This window comes from Clostridium sp. AUH-JLR23 (assembly GCF_964238065.1).
Lineage (GTDB): Bacteria > Bacillota_I > Bacilli_A > Erysipelotrichales > Coprobacillaceae > Allocoprobacillus > Allocoprobacillus merdigallinarum.
On record NZ_CAXSKY010000005.1, the window covers coordinates 97,262 to 123,126 of the forward strand.

Here is a 25,865-nt window from a genome sequence, read left to right on the forward strand (position 1 = left end):
CAAGAAAAAATCAATTTTCTATGAATAATCCAACACAAATTTCTCTATAATGAATTATGGAGGTACACTTATGCATTTTATACCCACTGTGATATTAAAAAAGAATTCTAAAGAATATGCTTATGATATTTTCTCAAGATTATTAGAAGATCGCATTATTATGCTCTGTGGTGAAATTAATGATGAGATGGCAAGCTCCATTGTCAGTCAGCTTCTCTATCTTGAATCATTGGACAGTCAGGCTGATATTGATATGTATATTCATTCTCCAGGTGGCAGTGTTTCCGCTGGTTTAGCTATCTTCGATACGATGAATTTTGTAAAATGTGATGTCTCAACCATCAGTATTGGTCTTTCAGCCAGTATGGGTGCTTTTTTATTAGCTGCTGGCAAAAAAGGAAAACGCTATGCATTAGAAAATAGTGAAATTATGATTCATCAGCCTCTAGGTGGAGCACAAGGTCAAGCCAGTGATATTGAAATTTCTACCCGTCATATATTAAAACAAAAAGAAAAGCTCAATCGCTTATTAGCTCAAATGACCAATCAACCCTTACGTCGTATTAAAAAAGATACTGATCGTGACTATTTTATGAATGCCTATGATGCATTAGATTATGGATTAATTGATGAAGTATTAAAAAACAATCAAGGTGAAACACTTTGATTGTTTTTTAGTGTCATCTGTAATTGTCCATCTTCTAGATTTAAACTTTCAATAGGTAAATCAATCTCATATTGAATCTGGTTATCTTTCCAAATGATATGTGAGTCTTGTAAAAAAGACTTCAGAAAACTCATAATAGGAAACTGTAAAAATAAATATTCAACCTTGCCTTGAATATTTTCAAATACAAAGTGCTGATTTTCATATTTCAAATTGAACTCACACAAAACATCAACATGATATTGATTATACAAAACAACTGATGTCAACAAGAGATGATCTTCTTTTATTTTCAAATTCATTTCCTGTAAAACAACATCATACTTTTTTAAAACTGACTGTAAAATAAAGGATAATCCTATTTGCACTTCTGCTTCATTTAAAATCACTATATCACCCATATATTATATGTATAGCGTGATCAAATATGTCATCGTTCTAATACAGGATACTTTTCAAAAATATCAAAAGCATCAAAATATTGATTTTCCATCGGAATCCAGCGATGAATAAACTGATCTATTTTTTCGGGATTCCTTTTGAATAAACGTTCTTTTTGCGTAAGTGGCGAAATCTTTAAAACAATTCCATGCGTATAATAACGTTGTAAAGAAGGATGTAATGCATAGCTACCCTCAATAATGTTAAAGGGTGAATAAGGTATTTCCTGAACTGTTTGAAATGACATCGTCTGACAGTCAAAAGGCTGATAAAAAACAGATTGTTGTAAAGATAAAGGTTTTAAGACCGTTTCTAAAAAGCGTTCATAATGCACATTACCACCAGGTTGCTGTAACCTTTGTGGTGTACGCATTTCTAATGGCAAAAAGAAATCATCCATATGAAAAACATGCGCATGCCATTTTTCTTGTAAACTTTGAGCTAAAGTTGTTTTACCACTGCCACTCATTCCATCAATAGCAAGTAAAAATGATGATTGCTTAGATAAATCATTCATCAGTTCATCCATTCTCATTTAAGATTCTCCTTCTTGATTTTGACTTTTCACTAAGATAAAAGTCGATAATAAAACAAGTATACATCCTATTACTTTCAATAATGTTAATCCTTCATTCAACCATAAAACACCAACAACAATACTTGTGATAGGCTCTAAAGTTGATAAAATAGCCGTTAAAGATGCCCCTAGACAATAAATACCTTTTTGTAGTAAAACAACACCAATTAAAGATGTCAGCACAGCAACAACAGCTGATAAAATATATGCTTCTATTGGCATGATATGAATACGTCCCAATACCATGGCTAAAACCAGTATCACAATCGTATTCATAACGACCAGATAAAAATTAAAAACATAGGGACTCATATAACGAATCGAAGAATGATCCATACCCACCATATAATAAGCAAAGAAAACACCTGATAAAATCGCTAATAAAGCGCCTAATAAAGAAGATGCAGATGAATCCATAAAACAGAAAATACCTAGGATGGCTAAAACAAGACATAAAATCTGTTGCTTGTTGAGTTTTTGCTGATAAAACAAAAAATTCATACAGCATACAAACAATGGATATAAAAAGTGTAGAACCGTTGCACTTCCTACCCCTATATATTCATAAGATGAATACAATAAGACAATTGTCAATGTATTTCCAAAAAAGCCTACTTTGAAAACATCTAAAAGCTGCTGACGATTCAATCGTAATGATTTTCCCTGATAAAGAACAATAAATAAAAATAACGGCAAGACAAATAAATGCCTTAAAAAAGCCAATTGTATACCATTATTCCCCATTGCATATGTCATTTTCCCAATAGCTGGTGTTACTCCAAAAAGAATAGTGGCAATCATTGTAAAAATAATACCTTTGCGTTTAGTATTCATTAAAAAACTCCTTAATTCTTTGACGATCATGTGTATATGTTAATGCCAACATTAATAAAACTCTGGCTTTTTGTGGTGTTAAAGTATTTCCTGGTATACAACAATGATGAGGATCAAACACTTCATCATCAAAAACAATACCTTGTGACACTCTTGAACAACGGACAAAAATAATGCCCTGTTTTGATAAATCTTCAATCGCATGTAACCAGTCCTGACTATAATTCCCACTTCCTGATCCTGTTAATATAATTCCTTGATGATTTAAAGCTAAAGAATAGAGAATTTCATGACTTGCACCCGCATAAAAATAAGCAATTCCTACTGCTGGTAAGTCATTATAATTTTGGCTAGAAAAAAGAGATTGAAGAGTATGTTTTTTAAATGTTTTTGAAAAGAAATGAACTTCATGGTCTTGCATATAACCCAAACATCCAAATGCCTTTTGTTCAAAAGCATCTACCTTAAAATTATTGACTTTTTGGATATCTCTACCCGAATATATCGTACTCGAAAAAAGCCCCATGACACCCTGATTATAGGCTTCATCATTAGCTGCCAGACAAACAGCCTGATATAAATTATAAGGCCCATCAGCACTGGTTGCTGTGGCAGGACGCATAGCCCCTGTCACAACAACTGGTTTAGATGTATGTAATGTCAAATTCAAAAAATAAGCCGTTTCATCTAAAGTATCTGTTCCATGAGTCACCACAATACCATCAATATCATCACGTTCAACCAGTTCATTAATCTGACGTGACAACATAATCCATCTTTGTGGTGTCATCTCATTACTATCTACATTCATTAATTGATATTCTTTAATATGTGCAACTTGATTTAACATAGGAATAGATTCAATAATTTCATTAACATCCATTTCTCCTGCATGGTAGGCTACAGCTTTTCCTATCTGTCCTCTCCCAGCAATCGTTCCACCAGTTGCGACAATTGCAATTGTTTTCATATATTCTCTCACCCACAGGACATTCTATCATTTTATGATTGATGAAACAATAAAAAAACCACCTGTTTGGTGGCTATTCTATCTCTTGAAGTAAATAATTCTCATCTAAAAGTGGTTTAAAATTCAAACAAGTTTCACGACTTGTTTTTTGAGATATTTCTGACAATAAGATAGGTGTATACTCATCATTTAAGACTGTGTGAGGATTATCTTGAATGAGATGTAAAATAATCTTTAAATCTCCATCTTCAATTACAATATCATGACGATGACAAAGATTCTGTAAAATCTTTAAAGTCATCTGTTGTAGACGATGGTTCAAGCGATAAAAATTCATCATAAGCTCTCCTCCTTTTTGAGTATATTACGAAATTCTTATATACTTTTCTTATTTAAATATATTATAATAGATTTAAAATATGTATACAATGTACACATATTCATGATTTATACAATATTAGACACATTGGTTCAAACTGTCCAATATTGAAGGAGGGGATTTGAATGAGAACTGAATATCGTAACGCAACACGTTCAAAATTATTAATAAAAAAAGCTTTTATTGATCTTTTAAAAGAAAAACCTGCCAGCAAAGTGACAGTCACTGATATTATTCATGAAGCCAATATTAGTCGTGGGACATTCTATGCCCATTATTTAGATACAAAGGATTTACTAGAGAGTTTTCAACGTGAATTCATTGAACAGATTTTATATTTTACACGTAAAAATCATAAGCTGACATTAGTTGAACAGCTCAATACATTATTAATGAAAATTTTAGATATTTTAAAGAATGACTATGAAACATACTGTATTTTATCTAATCAGGATTTTACATTTGAATTTTATAATGAAATGAGAGATGCAATGATTCAAGAATTACAACAGGAGTTTTCTCTTTCTCCAGAAACCAAAAGAAGACTTCATATATTCATTGGTGGCTTTATGATATTATTAAGAGAATGGCTTCAAAATGAAAATTTTGAATCTATGGAAGAATATGCCCATACAATGTCTGATCTCATTCTTCATAATTTATAGGGGGTTTTTATGAATAATCAGTTAACACATGGTTCTATTACCAAATCATTAATTTTCTTTGCGATACCGATGATTATTGGGAATCTTCTTCAACAGTTCTATAATGTCGCAGATACCTTCATTGTTGGACAATTTCTTGGTTCCAATGCTTTAGCTGCTGTAGGATCCTCTTTTACTTTAATGACCTTTTTAACATCTGTTATTCTAGGGTTATGTATGGGAAGTGGAATCTTATTTTCAATGTATTATGGTGGTCAACAAATAGATAAAATGAAAACTTCTTTTTTTATTTCTTTTATTGGCATTATGATTTTTACAGTCATTCTAGAAATATTATGTCTCATTTTTATTCATCCTATTTTACATTTTATGAATATTCCCCAAGATATCTATCAACAAAGTTATGATTACTTATTTATCATCTTTATCGGTTTCTTTTTTACTTTTCTTTATAATTATTTTGCTTCTTTATTAAGAGCATTAGGAAATTCTAAAGTGCCTCTTTATTTTCTTGCGATTGCAACCATCATCAATATTATTTTAGACGTTTATTTCATTGTCTCTTTTCATATGGGAGTCAGTGGTGCTGCCCTTGCGACAATTATTGCGCAAGCGGTGAGTGGTTTTGGTATTATGATTTATGTTTTCATCAAACAAAAAGATTTATTACCAACACGACAACACTGCTATTTTGATAAAGACATTATCAAAAAGATTAAAGATTATTCATTATTAACATGCATCCAGCAATCTGTTATGAACTTTGGTATTTTGATGATTCAGGGATTAGTCAATAGTTTTGGTGTCATCACTATGTCTGCTTTTGCGGCAGCTGTGAAGATTGACTCTTTTGCCTATATGCCTGTTCAGGATTTTGGCAATGCCTTTTCAACCTTCATCGCTCAAAATCAAGGTGCCAATCTGCCAGAACGTATCCACAAAGGGCTTAAATCAGCTATCCTGATTTCTGGTATTTTCTGTATTTTCATTTCTTTAATTGTCTATATTTTTGCACCTACACTCATGCTGATTTTCATTCATCCTGAAGAAGTTGAAATTATTCGTCAAGGTGTTGAATACTTACAGATTGAAGGTATGTGTTATTTAGGAATTGGATGCTTATTTTTACTCTATGGCTATTACCGTGGTGTTGGAAAGCCTGGCATTTCTGTTGTTTTAACAATTGCTTCTTTAGGAACAAGAGTCGCTTTGGCTTATGCCTTCGCTCCAATATTAGGTACTGTTGCGATATGGTGGGCTATTCCTATTGGCTGGTTCTTAGCTGATACTATTGGTATTATTTATGGTATAAAAAAAGAAAACTGGACAAAACCAAGTAGATAAGATCAAACACTTATCTACTTTTTTTGAAATAAATATTCCATAAAACAATTCTATTTATCTGATGATTTAACAAAAAATTTACAATTTTCATCAAAGAATAGTATATAATGTTGTTATAGGAGGAAAGGATTATGATATTAATAATAGTAGGTATTCTCATTGTTGTTTTAGTATTATATGTGATTGTCTCATATAATGCCTTAGTGAGAGAAAAAAATAAAGTGAAAACAAATTGGGCACAAATTGATGTTGTCTTAAAAAGACGTGCTGATTTGATTCCTAATTTAGTTGAAACTGTCAAAGGTTATGCTAAACATGAAAAAGAAACTTTGGATAGCGTCATGGAAGCCAGAAACACATATATGAACGCTTCTATTCCAAGTGAACAGATGGAAGCAGCGGGAGAATTGACACAGGCCTTAAATAAGATTATGGCTATTAGTGAAGCTTATCCTGATTTAAAAGCGAACACAAACTTTGTCAGTTTACAAAACGAATTGACACAAACTGAAGATAAAATCAGTTTTGCTAGACAATTCTATAATGATTCCGTTTATAGTTATACAAATAAGTTAGAGATGTTCCCTTCTAGCATAATTGCCAGTCTATTTCATTTTGAAAGATTTGATTACTTTGAAATTAATGAAAATGATAAAGAGATTCCTGAGGTGAAATTTTAATATGAAAAAGAAAATATGTCTGATATTTTCTTTACTACTCATTCTCATACCATCGTTATCTTCTTTGGTTTATGGAGCTGATACCTATTTAAATGACATCTCTATCCATACAACTTTAAATAATGATGGAAGTGCACATGTGCAGGAAATTTGGGATATCAATATTGAAGAGGGAACAGAAATTTATAAAGTTTTTGATAATATGGGAGATTCTCATATATCGAATTTTAATGTTGTTGATGATCAAGGCAAGCGTTATCAAAATATTGGTGAATGGGATGTTGATCTTGATAAAGAAGACAAAGATGGCAAATGTGGGATGATTCAAGATGGTGATCGCTATGAACTCTGCTTTGGTATTGGCGAATATGGACGAAGAACTTATACATTTGAATATGATATAGCCAATTTTGTTCAACAATATCAGGATACTCAAGGATTTAACTATGCTTTCTTTTCAGAAATGGAGTTAGAACCTCAACATGTCAAGATTACCGTTTCATCTTCACATGATTTCAACAAAAGCAATGCAAAAATATGGGCCTTTGGATATCAGGGTGTTGTCTATTTTGATCATGGTGATGTCATTATGGAAACACAAAGTGCTGTACCTGAAGGTGCTAAGATGCAATTATTGATGCAGATTGATAATGAAACATTTACAAACGCTCATGTGAATGATCAATCTTTTCAAAAGATATTAGAAGATGCGATTGATGGCAGTGAATATGAAGACGAATTTTATGATCAGGGAGATTATTACAACTCTTTCATGTATAAAGATAATACTGCGATGATTATCGCTATTGTCTTTGCAGTGATAGGATTGATTGGTGCAGTTGTCGTCGTATTGATTGTGGCTTATACAAGAGGTCGTGTTGATTTTCAATTCAACGATCATATTCCATTAAATCATGAACCACCAATGTTTAGAGACATTCCTTGTCAAAAAGATTTATTTCAATTCTATTACTATGCTAAAAAATTAGGTTTGATCAGCGATCAAGATCGTGATGGCCTGATTGCTGCTATTCTATTAAGATGGATTAAAGAAAACTATATTGAATTTCAAAAAGAAGAAGTCAAACAATTCCTCTTCTTTAAAAAAGATGGTTATTCAATAGATTTAGATAACGATATTCCTATTACACATCCATTAGAGAAAAAGTTATTTCAATTTTTCAGACAGGCAGCTGGTTCTAATCAGATCTTAGAAACAGATGAGTTTGAATCGTGGTGCAAAGAAAATTATGAAAAAATTGATGAATGGTTTGAAAGCATTGATGAATATATTGAAAATGAGCTAAGAGAACAACATTTATTAACATTAGAAACAACATATACATCATTTTTAAAAATCAGATTCTCACATAGCACTGATACTTATGATGCATCTATTAGAGAAGAAATGGAACATATCATAGGTTTAAAAACTTTCTTAGAGGAAATGAGCATGATTGATGAAAAAGAAGTCATTGAAGTCAAGTTATGGGAAGAATATCTCATTTTTGCTTCTATTTTACAGATTGCCGATAAAGTTCAGGAACAATTAGGAAGATTATGTCCAACCTTCAATGAACAATCACAATTAGATACGATCTATACAATGCATATGGTTCATATGTTCTCACACAACAGTATGAAAGCTTCACATGATGCTTCTATAGCTGCAAGTGGTGGTGGCGGTTCATCATCATTTACAGGAGGCGGAGGTGGCTTCTCTGGTGGTGGCGGAGGCGGTGTCCGCTAAAATGAAAACATGACTTTGAAATGAAGTCATGTTTTTTCATTTTCTAGTCATAAATGTGTTCTTTAACATCTAGCGTAAACTTCTATTCAATCACAAACTCAGCATAATAAGCTTTTTCATCATAGTCACTGCCACCACGAAAATCCTGTATTTCCTTACCAATGCGATATTCTCCTTGTGGTAATGTCCCATAAAGGTCACTCCATTGAATATCCCATTGTGTTAAGTTTTGCATTTTAATGGTATAAGACAAATCTTGCCAAATAGGTTTTTCTGGTGTTGAAAGTTCCTGCCACTTTCCATCTACCTTTTCTTCAATCCAGTATTTTTCACCTGTTTGAAGTTCACCTGTGATCTCTCCACCATTTTGGCTACAAATCAATGTTAAGCCTGTATTGCTGACATCTGTCGAAGACAAAGCAATTCCCCAGCTATCATCAGTTTGAATCAATTCAACAGTTGACTGATCGTTTTTAGCTGTTTCATCGGCTTGCTGACATCCCATCAATAAACATGTTAATAAAGTCAAAGCCACAATTCTTTTTGCTTTCATAAAATCCTCCTATTTAAATACACATGTTGCTGCAATCGCTTTTTGCCACTGCTTATAATATTGTAAAGCTTCTTGTTGATTCATGACTGGATGATATACTTGAGCAAATTGATGATTTTTCTTGATATCATCCTGACTTTTATAAAAACCTATAGCTAAACCAGCTAAATACGCTGCTCCAAGAGCTGTTGTTTCTTTAACTTGTGGCTGTAATATATCAATATTAAGCATATCACTTTGAAACTGCATTAAAAATGCATTACTTGTTGCTCCACCATCTACTGATAGACTTTTTAAAGAAATATGTGCTTCCTGTTTCATCACTTCGATCACATCGCAACTTTGAAAAGCGATAGACTCTAAAGCTGCACGCACAATATGATTTCTTGAAGTTCCTCGTGTTAAGCCAAAGATTGTTCCTCTGACATCATTTTCCCAATAGGGCGTGCCTAACCCAACAAATGCTGGGATGAGATACACACCTTCATTATTCTTTAAAGATTGAGCCATAGCTTCTGTTTCTCCAACATTTTGTATTAAATGAAGACCATCTCTTAACCATTGCATAACACTTCCACCAATGAAAACAGACCCTTCTAAAGCATAAGTGATTTCTCCATGAAGTCCCCATGCAATTGTTGTCAATAAACCATTATTTGATGTTACAGGCGTATGACCAGTATTCATTAAAATAAAGCATCCTGTTCCATAAGTATTTTTGATATCTCCTGATTGAAAACAAGTATGCCCAAACAATGATGCCTGTTGATCACCTGCAACTCCACAGATAGGCGCTCTAAAATGCAATCCACTCATTTGCGTTTCATCACTGTATCCATATATACATGAAGATTCTTTCACTTCTGGTAACATACTTCTAGGAATATCAAATAATGCTAATAAATCATCATCCCATTTTAAATCATGAATATTATATAACATTGTTCTTGAAGCATTGGTATAATCTGTCGCATGTACTTTTCCACCAGTCAATTTCCAGATCAACCATGTATCAATCGTTCCAAATAATAACTGATCCTTATGTTCATAATCAATATGATCCAATATCCATTTGATTTTGCTGGCACTAAAATACGGATTAATAATTAATCCCGTTTTTTCTTGAATCATAGGACTATAACCTTTTTCAATCAATTCATCACAAATATCCTGTGATTGACGTGATTGCCAGACAATGGCATGATAAACAGGTTCTCCTGTTGTTTTATCCCATACGACCGTTGTTTCTCTTTGATTGGTTATTCCAATAGCTTTAATCTGTGAAGACTGAATATTATCAATCGTAAACAATGCCTGAACCACTTCTACTACAGAGTTCCATATCTCTTTAGCATCGTGTTCTACCCATCCTGGATGAGGAAAATATTGTTTAAATTCTCTTTGTTGCATATGACATAAATGTCCATGTTGATCAAATAAAATAGCTCTGGTACTTGTCGTTCCCTGATCAATTGCTAAAATATATTCTTCCATAAATACCCTCCTCACTCTATTATAACAAGTCTGTAAATAAAAAACGACTGATTCCATATCAATCGTTTCAAATTTACTAATTCCATATCAATATTTTTTTATTTAATTGACATCTCCCATTTTTACACAATGAAGTATTTTAGTTACAAATGGTTTGAATAATAAATATAAGATATATCCAATCATACCTCCTGTCACATTTGTTATTATATCAGTTATATCAGATGATCTTACACCATTTATAAATGGTTGTAAGATTTCTATACCTAAACTTAATAGAAAAGTATAAAAAATAACGTTCAATAAATTTATCTTTTTCTCTCTTACTAATGGTAATAAAAATCCAAAAGGAATGGTCATAACTATATTTAATACTACCTGTCTGATAAAATCGCCTCTTCCACTTGTTACATCAACCAACGGAACTAAGTTCATCAATTCATAAGGATGATTAAATATAAATGGTAAAGATACTAATATAGGCATTAAAGTCAGATATAATATAAAAGATAAGTATATATACATTATCGTATTTATAAATAATACATCTTTTCCTTGTACTTCCCATTTTCTATAGAACACAAAAATATATATGAAAAATAAAACAATAAAATCAAATAATTCTCTCATGTACATCTCCTTGATAAATTCCATTTTTATAATATTATTCAACTTATTATTTTCAAGATAACATCGAATTATTATATATGTCAAGGTACAAGAAATTAAAAGGATTAACTCCTGTTCAGTACAGGAATCAATCCTTATTAACTGCTTAAAACAAAATTTAAATAAGTGTCCAACAAATTGGGTTCACTTTATTGAAATTGTTCCTTTTTAACACGTTTTAAAATCTCAATCGCAACAAGTCCTGTTAAAATTCCTGTTGGAATAGATGTGACAAGTAATGGTAAAACATAAACCATGATACCCGCAAATGAAAATATAAAAGCAACAACAGCGACTTGTCCAATATTATGAAAGATAGCTGACACAATAGATGTAGAAACCATTGGTAGTTTTACAAATTTATAAATAATAGCTAAAGCTAAACTGCTAAAAAAAACACCACCACAACTAATAAAGAATGGATTCTGCATAAAAATACCTGTTAATAAACTAGAAACCAGAACTCTAAATATATTCACAATAAACATTTCTTTAATACCATAAAGATGAATAACGACTAAAGAAATAATATTAGCTAGCCCTAGCTTTGCACCAACTGGCAAAGGAACAGGAATTGCTGCTTCTACTGTATGTAAAACAATCGCAATCGCACTTAACAGGGCTAAATAAACCATTTTTCTTGTTTTTTTATGATTCATACTGCACTCCTTTTTTGTATATAATCTAAAGCAATCTGCTTTAAAGTTTGATATTGTTTATTCACTTTAAAATCTACAGGATTTAAACGTTGAAATGAGCGTTCAACCCAATGGTTGTCTTGAATATATTGAATACTTTCTTGAAAATACAAATCAAAAATAAAAGCAATATAAGATAACCACATATCAATATGTGTGTGTCAATCAGGAGCATAAATCAACTGTTGATGTGAAAACTGTTGATAAATTTTTTCAGAAATCTGCTCATGATTCACCTCATCTAAAGATATATATAATATATTCTCTATTTTTTCTTCTTCTTTTACTCTAAAATTATCTAATTTATCTGCATCTCTTATTAAATGAATAAATAATAATGTTTTCTCATCAAAACCATCTTCTACCTGATAACGATTATGCTGTTCAATAGCGTGCTTAATGATATCATCATATTGATCATCCTCAATAAACTCTCTAATAAGCCCTTCATCAAACAGCAACTGACTAGAAAATAAGGCATGATCAATTGTTTTATGATCAGCAAAGCTTTGATATCTCATCCATTGTTCAAAACGTCCAATATCATGAAGCAAAGCAATGAGTGAAGCTAAATCACTATCTTCTTTTGACAAATGGAGCTTATGACACAAATATTCACTACACTCCATAACTTTATAAGTATGAATGATTTTTAAACGAATAGATGGAATTGTAGAATCATAATGACTGATATATTTTTGAAAAGCCTTTTGAGCCTTTAGTAAATCAATCATGATGAATCACCTCCAAAAGTTTCTGTAAATCTTCTATCGCCATTTGACCTGGGGCAGACGCTTGATTCACACTGGCAAATGTCATGGTAGAACCTGTTAATTCTCCGACAATTCTTGAAATTTTCCCGATTGATCCCATAGACATTGTGACAATAGGTCGAGAAAGTCTGTGTGACATTTCCATTGTTATATTTAATAAGTCGATCACATCTTGATAACGATGTGGCATAACAGCTATTTTACATAGATCTGCACCGAGAATTTCCATATTCTCTAAATATTGTTTCATTTCCTGAATCTTTGGTGTCTGTTCAAAATCATGATATGACATCAGAACTTTCACATGATTTTGATGTGCTATATCAACCATTTGACAAACCAATACATTGCCACTCATCAATTCTACATCAATCATATCAATACATTGACTTTGACATGCTGTTTTGATAAGTGCAAGATATGCTTCATCACTTAATTGGATTTGTCCCCCTTCTCTAGCAGAACGATATGTCAATAACAGTGGTTTTTTAGTTTGATTTCTAATTTGCATCAGTAAATCCTGGACTTTTTGTAAGTCATGAATATCCTGATAAAAATCAATACGTAATTCTATAATATCAAATAGATAGGACTGTAAAAACTGAATCTGTTTCAATATAGAAGATGTTGTTGTTTCTACAACAGGAATACAAACTTTAGGTTTTCCTTCACCTATCTTCAATTGTCGAACTTGACATACACTCATAATTCTCCTCCTGATGACATGCTTCTAGAAACAAAGAAATTTCTTTTACTGTTTCCTGAAATGCATCTCTTAATAAAAAATGATTGCCATGTTGAATAATTTTCACAATTCCATAAGGTAATGACTCCCCTATATGGTCTGTATCTTTTGCATCAATCATATCAAATTCTCCTGCTAAAACCAAAACAGGAACATGAATCTGTTGAAGTTGTTTATACTCAATTTGAGGCTGTGTTAACATTAATTTATATAATCGAAATGTTAATCTGGCTTTCTTTTGATAAATAGAAAAAATAGCTAGACATATCATTTGTAAATAAAAAGTCAAACGATAAAATCTTTTGATATAGCGTGGTTTGGTATTCGCACCAATAGATATAATATGCTTTAAACGTGAATCCTGCATTCCTAACATAAGTGAAACAATACCACCATCACTAAATCCTATCACATCGTATGCAGCAATGTTTAATTCATCCATAACCGCCATAACATCTTGACACATCTGCTGGTATGAGAGTTCCCCTGCATGAACACTTTGCCCATGATAACGAGAATCTATACATATACATTGATATTGTTTTGATAAGAGATTGACTGCCTGATCAAAAATATGATGATCTTCGCCATTACCATGTAAAAATACTACAGGAAATCCCTGTCCAGTCACTTGATAATAAATGTCTTTCATTTTGGTTCACCTTTTTCATTATAATCATTTTTCCTGTTTGAGTAAAATACTTTCTTTTTAAATATATAAAATCCTGAAAACTCTATTTCAATAACATCATTAATAAAAAACAAATCACTTCAATGTGATTTGCTTTTTTATTAATTATAATCATCTTCAATTAAACCATCATCAGAATCTTCTTCAGATGCATCTTCTTCATCATCAGCATAAATATCATTCATATCAATATGCACTTCATCAAATTTATGACGACTTCTTAAATCCCAGCGATTCTCACCTACTGTAATAAAACGTCCATCTAAAGTAATGTTTGTATAAAATAAAGATTCATTTTCATCTTTATCTTCTTGATTAAATCCTTTGATTTCAGAAACTTCCTGCCATAATTTATAAAAATCAACTGGCTTTTTTTTCTTTGTCATTAAATCAAATGCAACATCTACCATTGAACTTTGTCTATAATCAATCATAATATCCTCCTACATTTTTTCTGGTGCATTCACACCAATTAAATTTAATGCATTTTTTAAAGTAATTTGAGCAGCTTTCACTAAAGCTAATCTTTGTGATGATAAATCAAGATGATTTTCATCAATTACATAACAATCATTATAGAACGAATGAAATAATTGCGCAAGTTTTTGAATATAATTTGCGATTTTATGAGGAGCTCTTTGTTTAGCACTTTCAATCACTTCATCTCTAAATTCATTAATGTGTTTAACCAATTCAATTTCTTTTTCATGAACTAATAATTCATAATGATTGGCAACTTCGATATGAGCCTGCATAGCCTGTCTTTCAATCGAGCACATTCTTGCATGAGCATATTGTGCATAGTAAACAGGATTATCATTTGACTGAGATTTAGCTAAACCTAAATCAAAATCAAATGGTGAGCTTGCTGCTTTAGATGCAAAGAAATAACGTGTTGCATCAACTCCGATATCTTCAATTAAATCTTTAATTGTCACAGCATTACCAGTACGTTTACTCATTTTGACAACTTCACCATTTTCAACCATACGAACCATCTGCATAATATCAATGTTGAGTTGATCTGCATTATAACCTAATGCCTGTATAGCAGCTTTCATACGTTGAATGTAACCATGATGATCTGCACCTAACAAGTCAACAAGATACTGATATCCTCGATCCAACTTATTTAAATGATATGCAATATCAGGAGTCAAATATGTATAGCTTCCATCACTTTTAATTAAAACACGGTCTTTATCATCACCAAATTCAGTAGATTTAAACCATAAAGCCCCTTCACTTTCATAAGTATATCCCTGATCTTTTAACTTTTGAATTGTGGGTTCAATTTTATTATTTTCATATAATGATGTTTCACTAAACCAGACATCATGTTGAACTCTAAATTCCTTTAAAATATCTTTGATTTTCTGTAATTCATGTTCTGTCCCAATTTTTCTAAAATAAGCAATGGCTTCCTCTTTAGGAATATTTAAGAATTTATCACCAAATTCTTCTTTCAAATTTTCTGCAATTTGAATAATATCCGGTCCATGATACCCATCTTCTGGAAGTGAGGCATCTTGTCCAAAAGCCTGTAAATATCTGGCATATAATGATAAAGCTAAATTTGTAATCTGATTACCAGCATCATTAATATAATACTCACTTGTCACATCATAACCAGCAGCTTTCATAATACGACAAATACTATCACCAACCGCAGCTCCTTTCGCATGTCCTAAGTGAAGATCACCTGTTGGATTAGCAGATACGAATTCAATATTATATTTAATCCCTTGACCAAAATCAGAATATCCATAATGATCTTGTTCATCTAAAACATCTTTAATCACTGATGTCATAGCATCTTTCTTTAAAAAGAGATTGATAAAACCAGGCCCAGCTATTTCTACACGTTCAATATGTCCTGCTTCTAAATCTAATGCATCAATAATAGACTTAGCAATCTCTCTTGGATTTCTTCTTAAAACTTTTGTTAATTGCATTGCCATATTTGTAGAATAATCTCCATGAGCTTTATCTTTAGGAATTTCTATTACAATCTGTTCAAGGGGATAATCTTCCACAAATTTTAAATCAATAATTGCTTTTTGTAAGACCTTCTTTAATGAAAGTTCTATTTTATTAACAGCCATAATATCCTCCTTCTTATCATACTTTTAATACAATATCATATTTGACGATATAGTCAACATTTTTTCTACATTAATGGTGCAAATAACCTTAAAAAAGCTTCATATATTCCTCTAAAACGACGACTATCTTTAAGCGTGACTTTTTGACTTAATGCTAATGTTTCTTTAAAATCTTTCGAAATATCTTTAATGACAGATTTTTGAGTCACCATCACATTACATTCAAAGTGTAAATACAAGCTACGATAATCAAAATTAATAGTACCAACGGTTGCTATTCTTTGATCACATAAAACCATTTTAGCATGTAAAAAACCAGGTTTATATTCATAGAATTCAACCCCTTCTTTCATTAACGAGTAATAATAAGAACGTGTCACATGATACACATTTCTTTTATCTGGAATCCCAGGAGTAATGACTTGAATACGCACCCCTTTTCTTCTTGCCAGTAAAAAAGCTTTCATCATTGTTTCATCAATAATAAAATAAGGCGTCATGATAAGAATTTCTTTTTGAGCCTGATTAATAAGATTCAAATATATGTTTTCACCCGTTTCTTCATGGTCAACAGGTGAGTCTCCATAAGCCACTACATATCCATCCTGCTGAATCGGTGGCAATTGATGAGGTTGATACTGTGTATAATCATCATCTTGATGTTTATAGGCATTCCATGTTGATAAAAACATGGTTGTTAAATTCCAGACACCTTGTCCCTCTAAACGAATACCTGTATCTTTCCAATGCCCAAAACGCACTTTCACATTAATGTATTCATCAGCCAGATTAAAACCACCACTATATCCAATATTTCCATCTATAATACAAATTTTACGATGATCTCGATGATTCATCCTGGCAGAAACAAGCGGTATAAAAGGATTAAAGACAACACATTGAATTCCCAGTTGTTCTAACTTTTTTTCAAAATGATAAGGAAGTGTTGTTATACTGCCAACATCATCATAAATAAAACGAACTTCTACACCTTCCTGAACTTTTTGAGCGAGAATTTTTAAAATATTTTCAAACATCAATCCTTCAGATACAATAAAATATTCCATAAATATATATTTTTTAGCCTGACTGATATCTTTCAATAAATCTCCATAACAATAGTCACCTAACGAATAATAGCGACACTTTGTTCTGAGATAAGTTCCATATCCCAAATCAGATAAATAATGAAGCGCATCCTGTTTGGACTCTGTTAGGGTTTTGGAAACATCATCTTCTAATATCGCAACTTGACTGATTTCATCTAAAGCAGGCTGTAAAATTCTACGTATCTTATGAGATGGTTTCTTATTTCCAATCAATAAATATAATAATCCCCCAAACATTGGGAATAATAAAACAACAATAATCCATGATATCTTATAAGAAGGATTTTCATCTTTATTAACTAACCATAAGACAACCATCAAACTGATCAATCGCATCAGATAATGAATCCATGAATAATGTTCCAATAATTCTCTACCTATAAAAAATACCCATAATATTTGAATCAAGATAAGAAAACCAAAAACAAAAATACGATTTAAAAATATTTTAAATATTTTCATGTTCGTCCACCAGACAATAGGCTTTCATTGTAATCATGATATAAACTGTAGAAATTAACCCTTGCTGATCATACAATTCATATTTCATTTTCATGCTATCTTGATTATTTTGAAATTTCAGTAACTTTGTTTTTAAAGCAACTGAACCATAAGGTAATTGATATTGATTCCAAAATGGTTTTTCTTTATGAAATTTTAAAAGTGAATTTCCATGTTGTAAATGCACTTCCTGATCATCATAAGATATTTGAATATGTCCTTCAGGTGTATCAAAATCAAGACTTGTTTTTTGATCTTGATGAAATAATCCTTTGGCTTTATATTCAATTTTATGCTGATCATGATCTTGCTTAAAAATTGCTTTATAATGAATTTGTTTTGTTTGATACATTTGACATCACCGCCTACATTATAACAAAACCACACTGAGAAAGTCACGTTTTATTTCTTATTCCCATATTTTCCATGAATCATGAATATTATTCATAAATATCGGCAAAAATGAAAAAATGAGGTGATAAGTCATGATCAAATGTATCAAATGGTTAAGAAGAATCATTATTGCTGGTTTTGTATTTATGATAAGTGTTTATTCTATAAGTTATATCATTGAAGCTCCTGATTTGAATGGTGGTCATATTATTAGAATGTATGATCAAAATCAACAACTTTTTTATCAATCTCAACAACAAAGTAATGATGTACAGCTCAAAGATGTTTCACCTTATTTTTTAAAGAGTATTGTGGCTATTGAAGATCATCGTTTTTATGAACATCGTGGTTTTGATCCCGTTGGTATTTTACGTGCTATTAAAGCCAATATCAGTGAAAATGGTCGTGTCGAAGGAGCCAGCACAATATCCCAGCAATATGCCAGATTAATGTTTTTAAATAATGATAAGACATGGTCCAGAAAAATCCAAGAAGCTTTTTTAACTGTTCGTCTAGAAACACATTATAATAAGGATACAATTTTACAAGGTTATATTAATACTGTTTATTTTGGACATGGTATTTATGGTATTCAAAATGCCAGTCTATACTATTTTAATAAACAACCCCGTGATTTAGATTTAAATGAAGCCAGTATGTTGGCTGGAGTGATTAATGGTCCTGAGTATTATTCACCATTTAAAGATATCAAAGCAGCTAAACAAAGACAGAAAATCGTTTTAGATGCAATGGTTCATGAAAAACAGATTACACAACAACAGGCAAATCAGGCTTATCAAAGTGAATTCAAACTCAATCCTCATCCATCTTCTACCATCCAATGTGCTTATCCCTATTATCGTGATACGGTTATAAGTGAGCTAAAAGAGCTTGGCTTTTATAAAGAAGAATATGTCAATCAAGGTTTAAATATACAGACAAGTTTAAATCCCCAAATTCAAGATCAGCTTAATCAAACCATTACCGAACAAATGAAAGATCGAGAGGAATTAGAAGTCTCTAGTCTCATATTAGATAGTCAGACATCTGAAGTCTTAGCATTGGTGGGTGGTAAAGATTATGCGACTTCACAATTCAATCGTGCAACCCAAGCTTCACGTCAGGTTGGTTCTACTATCAAACCATTACTTTATTATATTGCTTTAGAAAATGGTTTTACGCCTATTACCAAATTCAAAAGTGAACCCACTACTTTTCAATTAGAAAATGGAAAAACATATACACCAACCAATTTCAACAAAAAATATGCCAATGATGATGTTACAATGGCACAGGCGATTGCGGTGAGTGATAATATTTATGCAGTGAAAACACATATGTTTTTAGGAGAACAGGCATTAGTGAATACACTTTCTCAATTTGGATATCAACATATTTCTCCTCATCCATCTCTTGCCTTAGGAACTTTAAATACCAATGTTTATGATTTTTCTGCTATTTATACCACACTTGCTCATCAAGGTATTTACAATGATGTTCATACGATTACCAAGATTACAAATAATAATGGTGATGTTTTGTATGAATATAAGCCTCAAAACAAACAGCTTTTAAATAAGGATAGCTGTTTAATGATGAGTCAATTATTAACTGCACCTTTTGAAAAGTCCTTTCAATCCTATACAACACCTACGATGGTTAATTATCCTACAAACACAACATTTGCCACGAAAACTGGTTCAACACCTTATGACTCTTTATGTGCGGGCTATAATCCACAATATACAATTTTAAGCTGGTGTGGTTATGATGATAATCGCGAAATGAATATGACTTCAGATACGAGAATTCCAAAAGTCATTTTCCAGACAATGGCAAACTTTATGCAAAAAGAAGAACTCTGGTATGAGCCATCATCAGAACTCAAAAAAATACCAATCAACCCATTGACTGGAGATTATCAGGAAAATGGACTTGTTTATTGGTTTAAAGATAGTGCATAATCAAAGCCAAATAACCTTTCCATAGTATTGATTTTTATCCATTTATATCTATTTCATGATAAATAACAGTCAGCTTTCTTCACAAAAATAATTCAAAGATTTTCTATTTACATATTTTAACGAGTATGTTAATATAATGGCAATGAGGGAGTAGTCTCACAATATGTGTGATGTTATCAACAATCGCGAATAATTTATTATTCTGGTGCATCTTAAAGACAAGACTCGTTAAAGACATATAAATCTTTAGCGAGCTTGTCTTTTTTATTCGTTGAAGATGAAAAATGGAGGAAAAAGTATGTATTATCAAAAAAGTATTGAACAAACATTAAATGATTGTCAGACAACAAAATCGGGTTTATCAACTCAAGAAGCTTTGTCAAGACAAGAAAAGTATGGCAAAAATGAATTGGCTGAAAAGAAAAAAGAAAGTCCTTTCTTGATTTTCTTAAAACAATTTCAAGATTTATTAGTTATTATATTAATTATTGCCGCCATTATCTCTGGATTAAGTGGTCAGCTGGAAAGTACACTTGTTATTGTTGTGGTCATTGTCATTAATGCGATTTTAGGAACAGTTCAAACATTAAAAGCTGAAAAATCATTAGAAAGTTTAAAGAAACTTTCTATTCCTAAAGTCAAAGTTTTACGTGATGGACAATTATGTGAATTAAATTCTAACGAATTAACAATTGGTGATATTGTTCAAATTGAAGCAGGTGATGTTGTCAGTGGTGATGGTCGTATTATTGAATCAGCATCCCTTCAAATTAACGAAAGTGCCTTGACTGGTGAGGTTGATAGTGTTGATAAAATCACTGATACTATTGAACAGGAAGTCATTGTTGGAGATCAGAAAAATATGGCTTTTTCTGGAAGTTTAGTCACAAATGGTACAGGACGTTATATTGTAACAAGCATTGGAATGAATACTGAAATCGGTAAAATCGCTTCTATGTTAAATGAAGCGAAAGATCGTAAAACACCTTTACAAAAGAGTTTAGATGATTTCAGTGGTAAATTATCTGTTGCGATTATGATTATTTGTGCCATTGTTTTGGCTTTAAATATTTTCTTAGCTCATGAATCTTTACTTGATGCTTTAATGATTGCTGTTGCCTTAGCTGTAGCTGCTATTCCTGAAGCTTTAAGTTCTATTGTAACAATTGTTTTATCTATGAGTACACAAAAAATGGTCAAAGAAAATGCCATTATTAAAAATTTGAATTCAGTCGAAAGTTTAGGTTGTGTATCTGTTATCTGTAGTGATAAAACAGGAACTTTAACACAAAACAAAATGACACCACAAACAATCTATTTAAATAACAAATTATTAGAAATTGATGATTTAGATAGTCATCATCATGATCACAATGTTTTATTAAAAGCATGTTTATTATGTAATAATGCTGTGATTAATGGAGATCAGAGAATTGGAGATCCAACTGAATTAGCTTTAATTGATTTGGTTCATCTTCATACACAAAATGATCCAGAATTTGAAAATACTGCTATTCGTCAAAACGAATTACCATTTGATTCAGATCGTAAATTAATGAGTGTTTCTTCTTTAAATCATTTATATACAAAAGGAGCACCAGATGTTATTTTACAAAGATGTACATCTATCCTTATCAATGGACAAAAAGAAACACTAACAGAACGTTATAAAAACGAAATCCTTCAACAAAATCAAAATTATGCGAATGAAGGATTACGTGTCTTAGGTTTTGCATATAAAGATTTAGATAGTAATGATATTCAATTAGATGATGAAAACAATCTAACATTTGTTGGTCTTGTTTCCTTAATGGATCCGCCAAGACCAGAAAGTGCTGATGCCGTTGCGAAATGTAAAATGGCAGGTATTAAGCCTATTATGATTACGGGTGACCATGTTGTGACTGCCAGAAGCATTGCGAAAAAGATTGGTATTTATGAAGATGGTGACTTATCTATTGATGGTCAACAATTAAATCAAATGAGTGATGAAGAATTAGATGAAAAATTAACACACATCAGTGTTTATGCACGTGTTGCTCCTGAACATAAGATTCGTATTGTCAAAGCCTGGCAAAAACGCGGAGATATTGTAGCCATGACTGGTGATGGTGTCAACGATGCTCCAGCACTTAAACAAAGTGATATTGGAGTTGCTATGGGAATTACGGGTACTGAAGTTTCTAAAGATGCTGCGAATATGATATTAACAGATGATAACTTCTCTACTATTGTCAAAGCTGTTATTACTGGACGTAATGTTTACCGTAATATCAAAAACTCTATCAATTATTTATTATCTGGTAACTTTGCAGGAATTATTTGTGTATTTGTCGCTTCACTTCTTTTATTACCTACACCTTTCTTCCCTGTTCACTTATTATTTATGAATCTTATTACCGACTCTTTACCTGCAATTGCGATTGGTATGGAATCTGGACGTAATGATGTTTTAAAAGAAAAACCACGTAAAGCTGATGATTCTATTCTTAACAAATCAACTTTCTTCCAAATCAGTTATGAAGGTATTGTTATTGCTATTTGTACAATGTGTGCATACTTAACTGGATTAAAAGGAGATCCTTTAACAGCTTCTACAATGGCCTTTGCAACAATCTGTTTAGCTCGTTTATTACATGGTTTCAATTGTCGTAGTTCTCAACCACTATCAAAAATTGGTTTCTTTACAAACCGTTCAAGCATTATTGCATTTATTATTGGTTTTGCATTACTACACTTCATCTTATTTGTTCCAGCAATGCATGGATTATTTATGATTCATACAATTTCTATAAATCAACTTCTTGTTATTTATGGATTCGCTCTTTTACCAACAATTATTATTCAAGCGAAAAAAATGTTAACAAAATAAGCAAGCCATTTGGACTTGCTTATTTTTTATTATCCTTCTAATGTCTTTAAAATGTCTTCTACAATAGCACAAGCTGGACAATCACAATATTGAGCTCCCTGTGCTTGGATTTCCTGACTATGACGTACAATTTCTTTGGCTTTACTTTCACCAAAATATATCTGTCCATCCTTTGAACTTGCAAAGGCAATTAAATTGTCAATAGGCATGATATCTTCTTTTAATTCTGCCATATATTGTTGTGTCATCAAAGCTTCATTTTCGCTTCCTACTGATTTTAACCATTTTTCCGCCATTTCTTTTAATTCCTGGCAACAAGTCGGTGTCTTGATTAACTCCTGTGTTTTATGTACCACTTCATCTAATTGTTTTGCATTCATATCTTTTTCCTCCCTTTCTTTTATTCTACACCTTTTTTAAATACAAAACACTTTATAATGAATGAATCAAATAAATTCATCATCACTCATAAAAAAATGTGATAATTTTTTTAAAGAAAGGCTTTCAATTCATCTATGTATTTTTGAGAAATTTCCTCAAATTCATCACTATATTGTTTCACCTTTAAATCGACATGATGATCTTTATTCAATAAATGTGCCATTGTCATAACTGACTGATTACTTCCTTCTATTAACATCTTTGTAATTTTAGCATCGTCTGTTAATAATGTTTTGATTTCAATCATTGACTCTAACATCATCTTATTTTTCAAATGATCTTCAGTATGAGAGTCATCACGTGTTATTTTGTTTTTCAAATCTCCATAGGCTTTTCTTTGATGTAAAACGATATCACGTAATTGATCATTTTCAATTTTATCAATCAAATGATCAATAGCCAGCAAGCCCATGTTTAAACCATTTAACAATTCTTCAATATATATTTCATTATGCATTATATTATCACCTATATAAGTATAAACTCATTTTATAAATTTATACACTTGACATCAATCCATCCCACTTCTCCTTGATGAATCACATATGCATAATGACTATAGATTCCTATAACTTTCACAAGATCACCTTTTTTGGCTGAAATAAAATAATCAGTATAATCATCTAAACAATATGTCTGATGATGACGCTTATATAAAAACTCGTTTTTTATTTTTAAATATTGTTGCGTTTCCTTTTGATAACACTCACTGAATTCCTCACCTTTTTTGATGACTTCCACTTCAAAGTGCGGATATGCAATTTTATGCTTCTCATTTTGAGATATTTCTACATCAGATATAACATGATGATATGGCAAAGGTTGAACATATTCTTGTGAGTAATGAATAACACCATCTTTAGATTCAATAATTAATGCATTTAATTGTGAAATAGATTTGACACCCGTTCCCCCATCAATACAAATGATTTTTTTCTTTTCATCAATGATAATATCATTACATATTTGATTTGGATAATAATTGGATGTAGGTAAATGTCCTACAATAACCATATCATCTAAAAGATGTCCCTGATGGTAAAAATATTTCATTTCCAACAATGAAGATAAAGAACTGTTTTTATAATCTTTTCTTTTTTCAATACCTGCATGAACAAATAGAAATTGATTCAACTTTAATGTAACAGGTAAGTGAGATATAAATGCAATTTCATCATGTAAATAATCAGCAATCTGTTTTTGAATACCTAGCATTGTTTCATGCCCCTGATCCAAATGTAAACGATGATAAACTTCACGTATGCAGCCATTGCTGGAAACACGCTTTAAATAACCCTGTATCTGATTTGCCAGTTCAGGTATTGTCAACAATGCGTCTAATGCCCATTCACAATTTCCCATGAGTACAAAAACACGATCACGTTTAGATAGTTCTTGAACATAATGAATGGTTGCAATAACCTGGTCACCTTTTTCTACAAAATCGCCTAAAATAATCAGATAATCTTCAGGTGTGTATTTGACTTTTTTTAAAAGTGCCTGAAATCTATCTAAATGACCATGAATATCACTAATGACTATGATTCTATATTGACCTTTAATCGTTTTTACCAAATGTTTAGGAGTTATCATTTTATCACACTCATTTCTTTATTATTGTAACATAATTCAAAAGAAAAGATACTCTTTATTTTTTGAGTATCTTTTGAGTATACATACACCCTAATAAATATGCTCCATATTCTGGTGGATAAAGCGGTGACTGTAAATAACATGATGTCGTCTGTAATGTTTCTTCTAATGGCTTTAAAATATATTCACCTGCCTGAAAAACGCCTCCTATATAAGATACTGGTATAGGTTGATGAAAATCTCGAGCCAGAACTTCTATCAGTTGACCAAGATAACTTGCGGCATTTTTATAAATCTGCAAAGCATACAGATCGTTTTCTAAAGCCAATTCATAATTGATTTTTGCTAAAAGTGCAATATCTTTTCGTTCGTTTTGAAGATGATGACGATATGAAATGATATCATAATCATTTTCTAATAATAAGCTTTCTTTAACTTTATCATACAATTTTGTCTTTTCTAATCTTCCGTCAACTTGTTGACAATATATTTTCATAAGCTCTTTTCCCATCCAATAAGCACTACCTTCATCACCTAACTGATAACCCCAGCCACCACATCTTTTTGTTTGTCCATTCAAGCATGAATAAGCGATGCTGCCTGTTCCTGCAATCACAACAATACCATCCTGATTAGCTAATGCTCCTGCTAAAGCTATTTGAACATCATTATATAAAAGATACGTATAGCCCTCGAAAGCTTCTTGGCAAATATCTTCTATTTGTTTTCTTAAATCTTCCTGATTTCCATATCCAGCCAATCCTGCAACAATCAAAGATTGTTTAGAAGGATCCAATAACGTAACATTCTCTTTAAGAATGCATACACTTTCTTGTTTTGACTGTGTCAAAATATGAATGGATCCAGCAGACTTTTCTTTTATAACTTGTCCATTTTCATCATAAAGCACAAATTTTGTTTTTGTTCCACCACCATCTATACAAATATAATTCATGT

The 25,865-nt window shown here is 31.5% G+C and carries 29 protein-coding genes; 8 read left to right on the top strand and 21 right to left on the bottom strand.

Going from position 1 to position 25,865, the window contains the following annotated elements; all coding sequences use genetic code 11:
• The first annotated feature begins 70 nt into the window (after window positions 1–70).
• The gene (locus ACESR5_RS04035) at window positions 71–667 is read left to right on the top strand and encodes an ATP-dependent Clp protease proteolytic subunit (RefSeq protein ID WP_087244523.1); all 597 of its coding nucleotides are present in this window, start codon (window positions 71–73) and stop codon (window positions 665–667) included.
• Here the strand turns inward: ACESR5_RS04035 and ACESR5_RS04040 are convergent.
• The 5 genes from ACESR5_RS04040 to ACESR5_RS04060 form a co-directional block, all read right to left on the bottom strand.
• Window positions 649–1,056: a hypothetical protein gene (locus tag ACESR5_RS04040; RefSeq protein WP_373154357.1), complete on the bottom strand. Its 408-nt coding sequence runs from the start codon at window positions 1,054–1,056 to the stop codon at window positions 649–651. The genes ACESR5_RS04035 and ACESR5_RS04040 overlap by 19 nt on opposite strands.
• Window positions 1,057–1,097: 41 nt before the next feature.
• A complete protein-coding gene (locus ACESR5_RS04045) occupies window positions 1,098–1,643 on the bottom strand; it encodes a uridine kinase (protein ID WP_087304000.1) in 546 nt (181 codons plus the stop codon).
• Complete coding sequence (locus ACESR5_RS04050; RefSeq protein ID WP_087936028.1) at window positions 1,644–2,519, bottom strand: DMT family transporter; 876 nt, start codon at window positions 2,517–2,519, stop codon at window positions 1,644–1,646.
• Window positions 2,509–3,489, bottom strand: coding sequence for an asparaginase (locus tag ACESR5_RS04055; protein WP_087304002.1), 981 nt, complete (start codon window positions 3,487–3,489; stop codon window positions 2,509–2,511). Before ACESR5_RS04055 ends, ACESR5_RS04050 begins: the two co-directional genes overlap by 11 nt.
• A gap of 73 nt (window positions 3,490–3,562) precedes the next feature.
• Window positions 3,563–3,829: a DUF2624 family protein gene (locus ACESR5_RS04060; RefSeq protein WP_087244518.1), complete on the bottom strand. Its 267-nt coding sequence runs from the start codon at window positions 3,827–3,829 to the stop codon at window positions 3,563–3,565.
• Between the two features lie 164 nt (window positions 3,830–3,993).
• On the opposite strand from ACESR5_RS04060, the gene ACESR5_RS04065 reads away from it, so the two are divergent.
• From ACESR5_RS04065 to ACESR5_RS04080, 4 genes are all read left to right on the top strand, one after another.
• Window positions 3,994–4,533: a TetR/AcrR family transcriptional regulator gene (locus ACESR5_RS04065; protein ID WP_087244517.1), complete on the top strand. Its 540-nt coding sequence runs from the start codon at window positions 3,994–3,996 to the stop codon at window positions 4,531–4,533.
• A gap of 9 nt (window positions 4,534–4,542) precedes the next feature.
• The gene (locus ACESR5_RS04070; protein ID WP_373154360.1) at window positions 4,543–5,877 is read left to right on the top strand and encodes an MATE family efflux transporter; all 1,335 of its coding nucleotides are present in this window, start codon (window positions 4,543–4,545) and stop codon (window positions 5,875–5,877) included.
• A 131-nt stretch (window positions 5,878–6,008) separates the two neighbouring features.
• Window positions 6,009–6,557 carry a LemA family protein gene (locus tag ACESR5_RS04075; protein WP_168082800.1) on the top strand — a complete coding sequence of 183 codons (549 nt, stop codon included), beginning with the start codon at window positions 6,009–6,011 and terminating at the stop codon, window positions 6,555–6,557.
• A gap of 1 nt (window position 6,558) precedes the next feature.
• Window positions 6,559–8,307, top strand: a complete 1,749-nt coding sequence (locus ACESR5_RS04080) for a DUF2207 domain-containing protein (RefSeq protein WP_373154362.1) — start codon at window positions 6,559–6,561, stop codon at window positions 8,305–8,307.
• A gap of 82 nt (window positions 8,308–8,389) precedes the next feature.
• Here ACESR5_RS04080 and ACESR5_RS04085 read toward each other — a convergent pair whose 3' ends face one another.
• The 3 genes from ACESR5_RS04085 to ACESR5_RS04095 all read right to left on the bottom strand — a co-directional run bounded on the left by ACESR5_RS04085 (window position 8,390) and on the right by ACESR5_RS04095 (window position 10,984).
• Complete coding sequence (locus ACESR5_RS04085; protein ID WP_087244508.1) at window positions 8,390–8,860, bottom strand: immunoglobulin-like domain-containing protein; 471 nt, start codon at window positions 8,858–8,860, stop codon at window positions 8,390–8,392.
• 9 nt (window positions 8,861–8,869) lie between these two features.
• Window positions 8,870–10,354 carry a glycerol kinase GlpK gene (gene glpK, locus ACESR5_RS04090; protein ID WP_129736890.1) on the bottom strand — a complete coding sequence of 495 codons (1,485 nt, stop codon included), beginning with the start codon at window positions 10,352–10,354 and terminating at the stop codon, window positions 8,870–8,872.
• A 102-nt stretch (window positions 10,355–10,456) separates the two neighbouring features.
• The gene (locus ACESR5_RS04095) at window positions 10,457–10,984 is read right to left on the bottom strand and encodes a VanZ family protein (protein WP_373154364.1); all 528 of its coding nucleotides are present in this window, start codon (window positions 10,982–10,984) and stop codon (window positions 10,457–10,459) included.
• A gap of 77 nt (window positions 10,985–11,061) precedes the next feature.
• On the opposite strand from ACESR5_RS04095, the gene ACESR5_RS04100 reads away from it, so the two are divergent.
• Entirely contained in the window at window positions 11,062–11,133 is a 72-nt protein-coding gene (locus ACESR5_RS04100; RefSeq protein ID WP_143747004.1) for an IS3 family transposase, read from the top strand.
• A 39-nt stretch (window positions 11,134–11,172) separates the two neighbouring features.
• Here ACESR5_RS04100 and ACESR5_RS04105 read toward each other — a convergent pair whose 3' ends face one another.
• The 9 genes from ACESR5_RS04105 to ACESR5_RS04145 all read right to left on the bottom strand — a co-directional run bounded on the left by ACESR5_RS04105 (window position 11,173) and on the right by ACESR5_RS04145 (window position 17,997).
• Entirely contained in the window at window positions 11,173–11,682 is a 510-nt protein-coding gene (locus ACESR5_RS04105; RefSeq protein WP_373154366.1) for a Gx transporter family protein, read from the bottom strand.
• Window positions 11,679–11,867 carry a hypothetical protein gene (locus ACESR5_RS04110; protein ID WP_373154368.1) on the bottom strand — a complete coding sequence of 63 codons (189 nt, stop codon included), beginning with the start codon at window positions 11,865–11,867 and terminating at the stop codon, window positions 11,679–11,681. The genes ACESR5_RS04105 and ACESR5_RS04110 overlap by 4 nt, the downstream gene beginning before the upstream one ends.
• A 15-nt stretch (window positions 11,868–11,882) precedes the next feature.
• Window positions 11,883–12,455: an HD domain-containing protein gene (locus ACESR5_RS04115; protein WP_373154370.1), complete on the bottom strand. Its 573-nt coding sequence runs from the start codon at window positions 12,453–12,455 to the stop codon at window positions 11,883–11,885.
• Complete coding sequence (gene aroD / locus ACESR5_RS04120) at window positions 12,448–13,200, bottom strand: type I 3-dehydroquinate dehydratase (protein ID WP_373154371.1); 753 nt, start codon at window positions 13,198–13,200, stop codon at window positions 12,448–12,450. The genes ACESR5_RS04115 and aroD overlap by 8 nt, the downstream gene beginning before the upstream one ends.
• Complete coding sequence (locus ACESR5_RS04125) at window positions 13,163–13,891, bottom strand: alpha/beta fold hydrolase (protein WP_373154373.1); 729 nt, start codon at window positions 13,889–13,891, stop codon at window positions 13,163–13,165. The genes aroD and ACESR5_RS04125 overlap by 38 nt, the downstream gene beginning before the upstream one ends.
• Window positions 13,892–14,031: 140 nt before the next feature.
• Window positions 14,032–14,364 (bottom strand): DNA-directed RNA polymerase subunit delta, encoded by a 333-nt coding sequence (gene rpoE / locus ACESR5_RS04130; RefSeq protein ID WP_087245822.1) that lies wholly within the window; start codon window positions 14,362–14,364, stop codon window positions 14,032–14,034.
• A 9-nt stretch (window positions 14,365–14,373) separates the two neighbouring features.
• Entirely contained in the window at window positions 14,374–16,035 is a 1,662-nt protein-coding gene (gene argS / locus ACESR5_RS04135) for an arginine--tRNA ligase (RefSeq protein ID WP_087245823.1), read from the bottom strand.
• A 65-nt stretch (window positions 16,036–16,100) separates the two neighbouring features.
• Window positions 16,101–17,606, bottom strand: coding sequence for a cardiolipin synthase (cls, locus tag ACESR5_RS04140; protein ID WP_373154376.1), 1,506 nt, complete (start codon window positions 17,604–17,606; stop codon window positions 16,101–16,103).
• A complete protein-coding gene (locus ACESR5_RS04145) occupies window positions 17,593–17,997 on the bottom strand; it encodes a DUF1934 family protein (protein WP_373154377.1) in 405 nt (134 codons plus the stop codon). Before ACESR5_RS04145 ends, cls begins: the two co-directional genes overlap by 14 nt.
• Before the next feature lie 133 nt (window positions 17,998–18,130).
• Between ACESR5_RS04145 and ACESR5_RS04150 the strand changes: the two genes are divergently transcribed.
• Together ACESR5_RS04150 and ACESR5_RS04155 are read left to right on the top strand one after the other, a co-directional pair.
• Window positions 18,131–20,002, top strand: coding sequence for a transglycosylase domain-containing protein (locus ACESR5_RS04150; protein WP_087304013.1), 1,872 nt, complete (start codon window positions 18,131–18,133; stop codon window positions 20,000–20,002).
• Between the two features lie 298 nt (window positions 20,003–20,300).
• Entirely contained in the window at window positions 20,301–22,874 is a 2,574-nt protein-coding gene (locus ACESR5_RS04155) for a cation-translocating P-type ATPase (RefSeq protein WP_087936815.1), read from the top strand.
• Window positions 22,875–22,903: 29 nt separating this feature from the next.
• Here ACESR5_RS04155 and ACESR5_RS04160 read toward each other — a convergent pair whose 3' ends face one another.
• The 4 genes from ACESR5_RS04160 to ACESR5_RS04175 form a co-directional block, all read right to left on the bottom strand.
• Window positions 22,904–23,254, bottom strand: coding sequence for a molecular chaperone Hsp90 (locus tag ACESR5_RS04160; protein ID WP_087296690.1), 351 nt, complete (start codon window positions 23,252–23,254; stop codon window positions 22,904–22,906).
• 110 nt (window positions 23,255–23,364) lie between these two features.
• A complete protein-coding gene (locus tag ACESR5_RS04165; RefSeq protein WP_087296689.1) occupies window positions 23,365–23,772 on the bottom strand; it encodes a hypothetical protein in 408 nt (135 codons plus the stop codon).
• A gap of 32 nt (window positions 23,773–23,804) precedes the next feature.
• Window positions 23,805–24,908: a metallophosphoesterase gene (locus ACESR5_RS04170; protein ID WP_373154379.1), complete on the bottom strand. Its 1,104-nt coding sequence runs from the start codon at window positions 24,906–24,908 to the stop codon at window positions 23,805–23,807.
• 55 nt (window positions 24,909–24,963) lie between these two features.
• The gene (locus ACESR5_RS04175) at window positions 24,964–25,863 is read right to left on the bottom strand and encodes an N-acetylglucosamine kinase (protein WP_373154380.1); all 900 of its coding nucleotides are present in this window, start codon (window positions 25,861–25,863) and stop codon (window positions 24,964–24,966) included.
• Between the last annotated feature and the right edge of the window lie 2 nt (window positions 25,864–25,865).

Excerpts from the sequence above, each read along its gene's own strand:
- ACESR5_RS04035 (WP_087244523.1), top strand. The coding sequence starts at position 71 with ATGCATTTTATACCCACTGTGATATTAAAAAAGAATTCTAAAGAATAT.
- ACESR5_RS04045 (WP_087304000.1), bottom strand. The coding sequence starts at position 1,643 with ATGAGAATGGATGAACTGATGAATGATTTATCTAAGCAATCATCATTT.
- ACESR5_RS04050 (WP_087936028.1), bottom strand. The coding sequence starts at position 2,519 with ATGAATACTAAACGCAAAGGTATTATTTTTACAATGATTGCCACTATT.
- ACESR5_RS04055 (WP_087304002.1), bottom strand. The coding sequence starts at position 3,489 with ATGAAAACAATTGCAATTGTCGCAACTGGTGGAACGATTGCTGGGAGA.
- ACESR5_RS04060 (WP_087244518.1), bottom strand. The coding sequence starts at position 3,829 with ATGATGAATTTTTATCGCTTGAACCATCGTCTACAACAGATGACTTTA.
- ACESR5_RS04065 (WP_087244517.1), top strand. The coding sequence starts at position 3,994 with ATGAGAACTGAATATCGTAACGCAACACGTTCAAAATTATTAATAAAA.
- ACESR5_RS04070 (WP_373154360.1), top strand. The coding sequence starts at position 4,543 with ATGAATAATCAGTTAACACATGGTTCTATTACCAAATCATTAATTTTC.
- ACESR5_RS04075 (WP_168082800.1), top strand. The coding sequence starts at position 6,009 with ATGATATTAATAATAGTAGGTATTCTCATTGTTGTTTTAGTATTATAT.
- ACESR5_RS04080 (WP_373154362.1), top strand. The coding sequence starts at position 6,559 with ATGAAAAAGAAAATATGTCTGATATTTTCTTTACTACTCATTCTCATA.
- ACESR5_RS04085 (WP_087244508.1), bottom strand. The coding sequence starts at position 8,860 with ATGAAAGCAAAAAGAATTGTGGCTTTGACTTTATTAACATGTTTATTG.
- glpK (WP_129736890.1), bottom strand. The coding sequence starts at position 10,354 with ATGGAAGAATATATTTTAGCAATTGATCAGGGAACGACAAGTACCAGA.
- ACESR5_RS04095 (WP_373154364.1), bottom strand. The coding sequence starts at position 10,984 with ATGAGAGAATTATTTGATTTTATTGTTTTATTTTTCATATATATTTTT.
- ACESR5_RS04105 (WP_373154366.1), bottom strand. The coding sequence starts at position 11,682 with ATGAATCATAAAAAAACAAGAAAAATGGTTTATTTAGCCCTGTTAAGT.
- ACESR5_RS04110 (WP_373154368.1), bottom strand. The coding sequence starts at position 11,867 with ATGTGGTTATCTTATATTGCTTTTATTTTTGATTTGTATTTTCAAGAA.
- ACESR5_RS04115 (WP_373154370.1), bottom strand. The coding sequence starts at position 12,455 with ATGATTGATTTACTAAAGGCTCAAAAGGCTTTTCAAAAATATATCAGT.
- aroD (WP_373154371.1), bottom strand. The coding sequence starts at position 13,200 with ATGAGTGTATGTCAAGTTCGACAATTGAAGATAGGTGAAGGAAAACCT.
- ACESR5_RS04125 (WP_373154373.1), bottom strand. The coding sequence starts at position 13,891 with ATGAAAGACATTTATTATCAAGTGACTGGACAGGGATTTCCTGTAGTA.
- rpoE (WP_087245822.1), bottom strand. The coding sequence starts at position 14,364 with ATGATTGATTATAGACAAAGTTCAATGGTAGATGTTGCATTTGATTTA.
- argS (WP_087245823.1), bottom strand. The coding sequence starts at position 16,035 with ATGGCTGTTAATAAAATAGAACTTTCATTAAAGAAGGTCTTACAAAAA.
- cls (WP_373154376.1), bottom strand. The coding sequence starts at position 17,606 with ATGAAAATATTTAAAATATTTTTAAATCGTATTTTTGTTTTTGGTTTT.
- ACESR5_RS04145 (WP_373154377.1), bottom strand. The coding sequence starts at position 17,997 with ATGTATCAAACAAAACAAATTCATTATAAAGCAATTTTTAAGCAAGAT.
- ACESR5_RS04150 (WP_087304013.1), top strand. The coding sequence starts at position 18,131 with ATGATCAAATGTATCAAATGGTTAAGAAGAATCATTATTGCTGGTTTT.
- ACESR5_RS04155 (WP_087936815.1), top strand. The coding sequence starts at position 20,301 with ATGTATTATCAAAAAAGTATTGAACAAACATTAAATGATTGTCAGACA.
- ACESR5_RS04160 (WP_087296690.1), bottom strand. The coding sequence starts at position 23,254 with ATGAATGCAAAACAATTAGATGAAGTGGTACATAAAACACAGGAGTTA.
- ACESR5_RS04165 (WP_087296689.1), bottom strand. The coding sequence starts at position 23,772 with ATGCATAATGAAATATATATTGAAGAATTGTTAAATGGTTTAAACATG.
- ACESR5_RS04170 (WP_373154379.1), bottom strand. The coding sequence starts at position 24,908 with ATGATAACTCCTAAACATTTGGTAAAAACGATTAAAGGTCAATATAGA.
- ACESR5_RS04175 (WP_373154380.1), bottom strand. The coding sequence starts at position 25,863 with ATGAATTATATTTGTATAGATGGTGGTGGAACAAAAACAAAATTTGTG.